This is a genomic window from Roseateles paludis (assembly GCF_039872745.1).
GTDB classification, from domain to species: domain Bacteria; phylum Pseudomonadota; class Gammaproteobacteria; order Burkholderiales; family Burkholderiaceae_C; genus Pelomonas; species Pelomonas paludis.
On the sequence record NZ_JBDPZD010000012.1, the window covers coordinates 1 to 8,564 of the forward strand.

General features: G+C 67.8%; 9 protein-coding genes. All 9 read right to left on the reverse strand.

What is annotated here, in order from left to right:
• Window positions 1–145 precede the first annotated feature (145 nt).
• Window positions 146–940, reverse strand: coding sequence for a prepilin-type N-terminal cleavage/methylation domain-containing protein (locus ABDJ85_RS20085; protein WP_347706592.1), 795 nt, complete (start codon window positions 938–940; stop codon window positions 146–148).
• 1 nt (window position 941) lies between these two features.
• Window positions 942–1,487 carry a type II secretion system protein gene (locus ABDJ85_RS20090; RefSeq protein WP_347706593.1) on the reverse strand — a complete coding sequence of 182 codons (546 nt, stop codon included), beginning with the start codon at window positions 1,485–1,487 and terminating at the stop codon, window positions 942–944.
• A 40-nt stretch (window positions 1,488–1,527) separates the two neighbouring features.
• Window positions 1,528–1,977: a prepilin-type N-terminal cleavage/methylation domain-containing protein gene (locus tag ABDJ85_RS20095; RefSeq protein WP_347706594.1), complete on the reverse strand. Its 450-nt coding sequence runs from the start codon at window positions 1,975–1,977 to the stop codon at window positions 1,528–1,530.
• Window position 1,978: 1 nt separating this feature from the next.
• Window positions 1,979–2,350, reverse strand: a complete 372-nt coding sequence (locus ABDJ85_RS20100) for a pilin (RefSeq protein WP_347706595.1) — start codon at window positions 2,348–2,350, stop codon at window positions 1,979–1,981.
• Window positions 2,351–2,515: 165 nt separating this feature from the next.
• Window positions 2,516–3,745 carry a type II secretion system F family protein gene (locus ABDJ85_RS20105; protein ID WP_347706596.1) on the reverse strand — a complete coding sequence of 410 codons (1,230 nt, stop codon included), beginning with the start codon at window positions 3,743–3,745 and terminating at the stop codon, window positions 2,516–2,518.
• On the reverse strand, window positions 3,742–5,496 hold the full coding sequence (locus ABDJ85_RS20110) for a GspE/PulE family protein (protein WP_347706597.1): 1,755 nt from the start codon (window positions 5,494–5,496) through the stop codon (window positions 3,742–3,744). The genes ABDJ85_RS20105 and ABDJ85_RS20110 overlap by 4 nt, the downstream gene beginning before the upstream one ends.
• Window positions 5,497–5,504: 8 nt before the next feature.
• Complete coding sequence (locus tag ABDJ85_RS20115) at window positions 5,505–8,060, reverse strand: GspE/PulE family protein (RefSeq protein ID WP_347706598.1); 2,556 nt, start codon at window positions 8,058–8,060, stop codon at window positions 5,505–5,507.
• A 133-nt stretch (window positions 8,061–8,193) separates the two neighbouring features.
• Window positions 8,194–8,385 carry an anti-sigma factor family protein gene (locus tag ABDJ85_RS20120; RefSeq protein WP_347706599.1) on the reverse strand — a complete coding sequence of 64 codons (192 nt, stop codon included), beginning with the start codon at window positions 8,383–8,385 and terminating at the stop codon, window positions 8,194–8,196.
• Window positions 8,382–8,564, reverse strand: a 183-nt coding sequence (locus ABDJ85_RS20125) for a sigma factor-like helix-turn-helix DNA-binding protein (protein ID WP_347706600.1), incomplete at its 5' end; no start/stop codon positions are given. The genes ABDJ85_RS20125 and ABDJ85_RS20120, both read right to left, overlap by 4 nt.

An 8,564-nucleotide genomic window follows, 5' to 3' on the forward strand; every position in this document is an offset into this window, starting at 1 on the left:
GCCTGGTAGGCCTTGGCCGCAGCCAGCTCTCCCGCCGAGCCCAACTGTTGGCGCTGGCTGAGCGAGGCCAGGGTGGCGCCGAGCGCTGCCAGCACCACCAGCAGGAAGAGCATGGACATCATGGTGAAGCCGGTGCGTCGTGGCGTCATGGCAGGTTGTCCACGTGCACGGCCTGGTAGATGGCGACGGTCTCGCCTTGGCTGGTCAGCGAGAGCTGCAAGCTGACGATGCCGTGGCGGGCGCCGACGCTCGCCGGGTCGTAGTTGAAGCTGCAGGCAGACACCTGCCTGGCCAGGATGGCGCTGCTGCCGCCCGCCGGCGGCTCGGCCTGGCTGGCGCTGAAGCCGTAGTTGGCGTGGCGGGTGAGGGTGCCGGCGGCGAGGTCGCAGCGGTAGCTGACGGGCGACTCGATGGCGTAGACACGGTAGGGCGGGGCGCTCAAGCTGTTGGGCAGGCCACCGCCCGAGAAGTCCACATGGCTGGCCACGCCGGCGCCGGTGGAGGCGGTGCGAACGTTGGCCAGTTGGTACGCATCCGCGTCAGGCACGCCGGCCCCGAGGTTGTAGAAGGCCAGCTTCTGGCCGGCGTTGGCGAGCCGGAGGCCCGGGCCGACGACGTCAAAGCCGGTGTCGCTGGCGCCGAACTGCAGCGGGTCGCCCGACTCAACGGCGTAGCGCGCGGCGCTGGTGACCGGGATCAGCTCGACGCTCAGCCCAGAAGCCGAGACCCGCGCGCTGTTGGGCAGCGCACGCGCCAGATCACGGGCGATGCGGCGCAGTGCCGTGTCGGCTTGGTCGCTGAGCTGGGCGCGGGCCGTGGTGGCGAAGTAGGCCGTGGTGGCCGGCGCGATGAAGACGGACACGATGCCGAAGATCACCGAGGTGAGGGTGATGACCATCACCGCTTCGATCAGCGTGAAGCCGGCCTGCGTCGATCGCACGTCAGTCGATCGCGTTCGGCGCATAACGGGTGCGCCAGCCTTGCAGGCTGAGCGTGCTGGTGTCGGGGGCCGTGACGGTGACCGTGATCTTCAGCGCATCCGTGGCGCCAACGGTGTCGAGCGCCGTGGCAGCCACGGCCACGCTGGCGCTGTAACCCGCGAGGCCGGCCACGGCCTGGTTGGCCATGTCGCGGATGCCGCTCATGGCAAAACCGGCGTAGTCGTTGACGTTGTCAAAGTAGGCCGTGGGGCCGTAGCGGCTTTCGCCAGCTTCGGGGCCACTGCCTTCAGCCAGGCTGGCGCAGCCGCCGCTTGAGATAGCGCTGGCGGCATTGGCGTCGTCAGGGTCGCAGTAGGTGAAGGGCATCAGCTGCACCTCGCGCAGCAGGGACTCGGCAATGGCGAGCTGCTGGCGGCGGATCATGGGGTCGCTACTGGCCTGCGTGGCCTGCGTGAAGACCGACATCATGGCCGCCAGCGCGATGCCGACGACGGTGATGAAGAGCAACAGCTCGATGAGGGTGAGGCCGAGATGCTTGCGCGGCATGGTGGCAGTCATGCTAATGGCGCGGCCGGGGGCTCGGCGCTCAAGGAAGGGCGTAAATCAGCCCCGTCTCGTGCTCGATCTGGTAGGCCTGGCTGTAGCCGCCTGAGGCCACGGTGACGGTCATGGCCGCGCCAGAGCTGGTGCTGGTGCTGCCCGAGTTGCCGACATTGAAGGTCACCGTGCGGCTGCCGCCCTCGGCGATGCAGGGGCTCTCGGTCGCGGGGCAGTTGATCGTCTGCAGCACGGTGGCGCCGTCCGTGTAGGTCACATTGGCGCCGGTGATGGTGGCCACGATGGGCCGGCGCTGCTGCAGGGCGAGGCGCAGCATGGCCTGGTGCTGGGCCTGCATGTCGTCACCAAAGGCCCTCAAACGCCAAAGCCCAAGATCGACAATCTTGGGCAGGGCGGTGACGGCCAGGGCCGCCGTGAGGAGCAGGACGAGGATCAGCTCGATGAGCGTGAAGCCTCGTCCATCACGCGTGGGATTCAACTCAAGGGATACCGGTGGCAGTGAAGTTCGCCGTCTTGCCGTTGCCCGTGACGACGCAGGTCGTGCTCGTCACGTCAGCCGCGAGGGCGGCGGAGGTGATGGTGTAGTCCGTGGGCAGCGCGCCCGCCTGCAAGGCGGCAGACACGCTGGTGCAGTTGGTGACCGCCACGCCCTTGGTGCTGTTGGCCTTGCGCGAGGCGTAGTTGATGGCGGACGCCGAGCTCAAGGAGCCGGCGATGCCGTTCACGGCAGCCTGCTTGGCGTCGTCGTCAACGTTGATGAACTTGGGCAGCGCCACGGCGGACAGCACGCCGAGGATGACGATGACCATCACCAGCTCGATCAACGTGAAACCAGACTCTTGCTTTCTCATGCTTCCAACCTTTCTGTGCGGCCTGCCGAAGGGGGCAGGACTACGTTGCGTTGGAGCGGACTATCAGGGAGGTCCTAGTGCTTGAGAAGCGAAATGCTTCTCGAATTGGGCCTAGTTTTGGCGCGGTGGCCGAGTGATTGATTCAGGGTGTGACGCAGCGCACACTCAGTGCTTCATGGCCGCTTGGCCCAGATCCCACATCGGCATGAATACCCCTAGCGCGAGCACGAGTACCAGGCCGCCGATCAGGGTGAGCAGGATGGGCTCAATCGCGGCCGAGAGGCCCTTGATGGCGTAGTCGGTCTCGCGCTCGTACATCTCGGCAATCTCGACCAGCAGGTTGTCGAGCTCGCCCGTCTCCTCCCCCACCGCAATCATCTGCAGCACGACGGGTGTGAAGACGCCTGCCGCTGTGGCGCAGCGCGAGATGCTCTCGCCGCGCTCGACGCCGTCGCGCATCTGCTCGACCCGCGCGGCCATGTAGGCGTTGTCCACCGTCTGGGCCACCACCGTCATGCCCTGCGAGAGCGGCACCCCCGAGCTGGACGCGAGCGAGAAGCTGCGCGCAAAACGCGCCAGCGTGGCCTTGAAGACGATGGGCCCGGCCACGGGCAAGCGCAGCTTGAGGCGGTCCCACAGGTAGCGGCCGTGCGGCGTGGCGAGCCACTGCTTGAGCGCGATGCCCAGCGCAATCAACCCGCCCAGCAGCAGCGGCCACCAGCGCACCGTCCAATCAGAGAAGCCGAGCAGGATGCGCGTCATCAAGGGCAGTTCGGCCTTGAAGTGGGCAAAGATGTCGGCGAACTTGGGCAGCACGAAGAGGTTGATGACGACCAGTGCAATGCCCATGGCGACGACCACCATGATGGGGTAGCGCAATGCGGACTTGACGCGGGCGCGGGTGTCCAGTTCGAACTCGATGTGCAGGGCCAGGCGGCGCAGCACTTCGGTCAGCTTGCCGGTCAACTCTCCCACCTGGATCATGGCGAGATAAAAGGCGCTGAAGGCCTGCGGGTGCCGCGCAAAGGCGCTGGCGAGGTCCAGGCCTTGGTCGAGGCTGGCGCGCACGTCCTGCAGCAGCTTGACGACGGTGGGGTGCTGGGTGGAGGCCTCCAGGCCGGCCAGCGCCCGCAGGATGGGCACGCCAGCCTTTTGCAGGGTGTAGAGCTGGCGGGTGAAGACGAGGGTGTCCTCCATCTTGATGGGCCGCGCGGTCAGGGCTTCGAGCCAGTTGGGCTGGCCGCCGGGGGTGGCGCCCTCGGCCGCCATGTCGATGGCGATGGGGATCACGCCGCCGGCCATCAGCTGGGCGGCCACGGCGTCCACCGTGGGGGCGTCCACGACGCCCTGGATCAGCTCACCCGCCTTGTTGCGGCCGCGCCAGGCAAAGTTCATTCCGCATCCACGCTGATGCGCATGGCTTCGGCGAGCGTGGTGCGGTGCTGCAGCACGAAGCCGAGGCTGCGGTCGGCCAGGGTCTTGCCCTTGAGCGACTGGCGAGCGCGCGTGAGGAAGGCGCCCGCGTCATTGCGCTGGATGGCGAGGGCCATCTCGGGGTCGATCTCCAGCATCTCGTAGATGCCGACGCGGCCGTGGTAGCCGGTGCCGTGGCACTCGGCGCAGCCGCGGCCGGAGACGCTGGCGACCGGCGTGGCGTTGGCTTCGTCGATGCCATTGAAGGCGCGCACCTGGCGCAGCCAGGCCAGCTCCTGGGGCGTGGCCTCATGCGGCTCGGCGCAGTGCGGGCAGACGGCGCGCAGCAGGCGCTGCGCCATCACGGCCTGCAGCGAGGTGGCCACCATGAAGGGCGGGGCGCCCATGTCGAGCAGGCGGAAGGGCGTGGACAGCGTGTCCTTGGTGTGCAGGGTAGAGAGCAGCAGGTGGCCGGTGATGGCGGCGCGCAGGCCGATCTCGGCGGTCTCGGCGTCGCGCATTTCGCCGACGAGGATGACGTCGGGGTCTTGCCGCAGCGCGGCGCGCAGCACACGCGAGAAGCTGAGCTCGATCTTCTCGTTGACCTGCACCTGGGTCAGGCCGGGCAGGCGGTACTCGACCGGGTCCTCGACCGTGATGATCTTGGTCTGCTGGGCATCCAGCTCGGCCAGGGCGGCGTAGAGCGTGGAGGTCTTGCCCGAGCCCGTAGGGCCGGTGACCAGGATCATCCCGGAGTCACGCCCCAGCAGCTCGCGGAAGCGGGTGAGCAGGTCTTCGGGCAGGCCGAGCTGGTGCAGGCGGCGCAGCGCCGAGCCCTGGCCCAGCAGGCGCATGACGACCGACTCGCCGTACTGGCTCGGCATGGTCGAGAGGCGCACGTCGAGCGTGCGGTCGGACAGGCGCACCGAGAAGCGGCCGTCCTGCGGCAGGCGCTTTTCAGAGATGTCGAGACCGGCCATCAGCTTGAGGCGCTGGGCCAGGGCCGGGGCGATGCGCAGGTCGGCCGTCATCAGGGTCTGCAACAGGCCATCGACGCGGTTGCGGATCTGCAGCTCGCCTTCCTGGGGCTCGATGTGCACGTCCGACGCGCCGGCCCGAGTGGCGTCCTCGAACACCGACTGCAGCAGGCGCACGACGGGCGCACCCTCCTGGCCGACACTGGCCGTCAGGGCGCCAAAGTCCACCGCGTCGCCGAGGTCCTTTTCCAGCGCCTTGGCCAGGCCGCTGATCTCGTCGCTGCGGCGGTAGTGCTTGTCGAAGACAGCGGCCAGCTGGCTCTCGGCCACCACGGCCATGGCCAGGCGCCGCTTGAGCAGCTTGGCGATCTCGTCGAAGCCGAACAGGTCCAGCGGGTCGGCCATGGCGACCAGCAGGGTGTCGTTGCGCTCTTCCAGCACCACGGCCTTGAAGCGGCGGGCCGGTGTCTCGGGCAGCAGGCGCACCAGCTCGGCCTTGAGCGGGAAGGTGCGCAGGTTGACGAAGGGCGCGCGCAGCTGGCGCGCCAGCACGTGGGCCAGGGCCTCTTCGGTGATGAGGTTGGCTTCGATGAGGATGCGGCCGAGCTTCTTGCCGGTGGCGCGTTGCAGCTCCAGCGCCTGGGTCAGCTGGGCGGCGGAGATGACGTTCTGCTCGACCAGCACGTCGCCGAGCCGCAGTTTGGCGGCTCGGGGCGGAGCGTCGGGGCTGGCGGCGGCTTCGGGAGTTGTGGACATGGCGCGCCTCAGGCGTTGCTGGTGGAGCGCACTTCGGCCAGCGTGGTGATGCCTTGCAGCACCTTCTGGATGCCATCCTGGCGCAGCGTGCGCAGGCCATCGGCCAGCGCCGTGTGCAGGATCTCCTCAGCGCGCGCGCCGGTCTGGATCTGGCGGCGGATGCCGGGGGTGACGCGCAGCAACTCGTGCAGGCCGGCGCGGCCCCGGTAGCCGGTGCCGCCGCAGGCGTCGCAGCCGGTGCTTTGGTAGCGGACAAACTTGCCGTCCTGCGCATACACCTTGCGCCATTCGTCCAGCACGGCGTCCTCGGTGGGGCGCGTCTCCTTGGGGAATACGTGCAGGAAGTCGGCCAGCAGCTCGTCCAGCTCCGGGCCTTCGAGAGGGCCGCGCGTCTGGCACTGGCTGCAGCAGCGGCGCACCAGGCGCTGGGCCAGCACGGCGAGCAGGGAGTCGCCAAAGTTGAAGGGGTCCATGCCCATGTCGAGCAGGCGGGTGATGGTCTCGGCGGCGCTGTTGGTGTGCAGGGTCGAGAGCACCAGGTGGCCGGTCAGCGAGGCCTCGACGGCGATCTCGGCGGTTTCGCGGTCGCGGATTTCGCCCACCATGATGACGTCGGGGTCAGCCCGCAGGAAGGAGCGCAGCGCCTTGGCAAAGGTCCATTCGATTTTGGGATTCACCTGGACCTGGCGCAGGCCGGCCTGGGTGATTTCGACCGGGTCTTCGGCCGTCCAGATCTTGCGCTCGGGCGTGTTGATGTGCGCCAGGGCGGAGTGCAGCGTGGTGGTCTTGCCCGAGCCGGTGGGGCCCACGCACAGCACCATGCCGTAGGGGCGCGCCACGGCGGTTTCAAGGCCTTTGCGGTTGGCTTCGGTGAGGCCGAGCTTTTCCAGCGGGATGGGCTTGCTGGAGGCTAGCAGGCGCATCACCACGTCTTCCAGACCGTTGTTGGTCGGGATGGTGGCGACGCGCAGCTCCAGCTTGTGCTGGGGCGAGAACTTGGCGAAGTTGATCTTGCCGTCCTGCGGCTTGCGGCGCTCGGAGATGTCGAGGTCGCACATGATCTTGATGCGCGCGATCAAGGCATTGCGGTAGGTGTGCGGCAGCTCCATTTGTTGATGCAGCACGCCGTCGCGGCGGAAGCGCACGCGCACCTTTTCCTTGCCGGGGGAGGTCTCGATGTGGATGTCCGAGGCACCCTGGCTGTGGGCGTCGATGATCAGCGAGTTGAGCAATCGAACCAGGGAGTTGTCGCTCTGCTCGACCGCGCTGTCGTCCTCGCGATCGTCGGCCTTGCTGGGGGTTTGCTCGCGCTCCAGGGAGTTGAGCAGCTCGATGCTGTCGAGCTTGAAGTCGGGCGTGAAGGAGGGCAGGTTGAAGTCGCTGCCAGAACTGCTGCCGGCCGCGTCGCCGCCGTAACGCTCAAACACCTGTGGGATCGAAAACACCAAGGTGCCGAGCTTGGTCAGCGTGGGCACGATCTTGAGCTGGGTGATGAACTCCAGCTCGTCCAGCGCATCGCGCCGGGTGGGGTCTTCCATCGCGACGACGAGGCGGCCATCGCGGATGGCCAGGGGCAGCACCTCCAGGCGTTTGGCCACCGCATAGGGCAGCTTGCGCACGGCGTCGGGCTCGACGGCAAAGTTCTCGACGTCCACCACCGGGTAGCCCATCTTGCGGGCCAGGGTGGACTGCAAGGCGGCACGCGAGATGACGCCCTGGCGGACCAGCAACTCCCCGAGCGGCACCGAGCGGTCATGGCGTTGCTGTTCCAGCGCCACCTCCAACTGCTCAGGCGTGACCATCTCCAGCGCCAGCAAGGCCTCGCCGATGCGCACCATGGGCATGCGGGCCTGCTGCTCGATGGCGCGCATCAGCTCGTCCACGGTGACGACCTGCTGCTCGACGAGGATGTCGCCCACGCGGCGGTTGCGCAGCTCGGACTGCGTCACCGCCGCAGCTTCGATCTGGCCCGAGGTGACCAGCTTGTCCTTGAGCAGCATCTTGCCCAGCGGCTCGCCCACTTCGAAGTGCGCAATGGCCTCCTGCGGGAAGAAGATGCGCCGCACCGAGTCGTCGGACTCGCTGACGGGCGGGAACAGGAACAGCCCGAGCTCGTCGTGCAGGTAGCCGATGGTGGTGCCCTTGAGCTCATCGCCTCCTTGGAAGACGAGCTTGAACTGCGTGCGCGGCCGCTGGTCCACGGCAAAACCGCCGTCGTCGTCCTGGCTGCGCGGCGGAACGGCCAAGGCGCGCATCAGCTTCAAGGCGCGGAACTGGCTGAGCCGCAGCGGCATGTTGTTGCGGCTGGGCGGCACGTTGACCACGACCTGCCGCTCGTTGGGGATGAATCGCAGCAGCTGGCCTTGGGTGCGGCCGTTGTTCAGGCCCAGCAGCTCGCAGGGCTCGGGCCCGACCTGAGGGCGGGCCTGGGGGTAGGCGGCATAGGGCGGCGACGGCCAGGCAAAGCCGGGTCGATCCGCCGAGGTCGCGTCCGCCGCTGAGCCAGAGGCCATGGGCGGCTGGGCGGACTGGGGCCACTCCAGAGGAACGGAAGGATCGTGCATGCGGCGTCCACGCGGGCCAGGCAGGCCCGTTTCAGGTCGAAGGTCGAACGATTTTGCGCTGCCGCACTTGGCCACACGGTAGGAAATGGCGCAATCCCGGGCCTATTTCTCGGCGCCGAGCATTGACAGTGCGCTATTCCTCAGATCCGCGACGCAGCTGGGCAAAGGCGCCACGCATGAGCACGACCTGACGCGCAAAGCGCGGGCAGGTGGCGCAGATGCGCATGTGCAGGCGGATGCGCAGCCTGTCCAGCCAGGGCAAGGGCTTGTCCTCGGCGTGCAGGAGGAGGTGCGTGACCTCGCGGCAATTGACCTTGAGCTTCATGTGGCGGCGGGATGGGCATCAAACCAGCCGGCTTGCAGGCAGTCTCGCAAGCGGAGCCGGGCGCGGTGCAGCATGACCCAGAGATTGGTCGGCGAGATCGACAACTCCTTACAGATCTCGTCGGTGTCCAGCTCCAGCCACTCACGCATCATGAAAAGCCGGCCCTGCTGCCCGGGCAG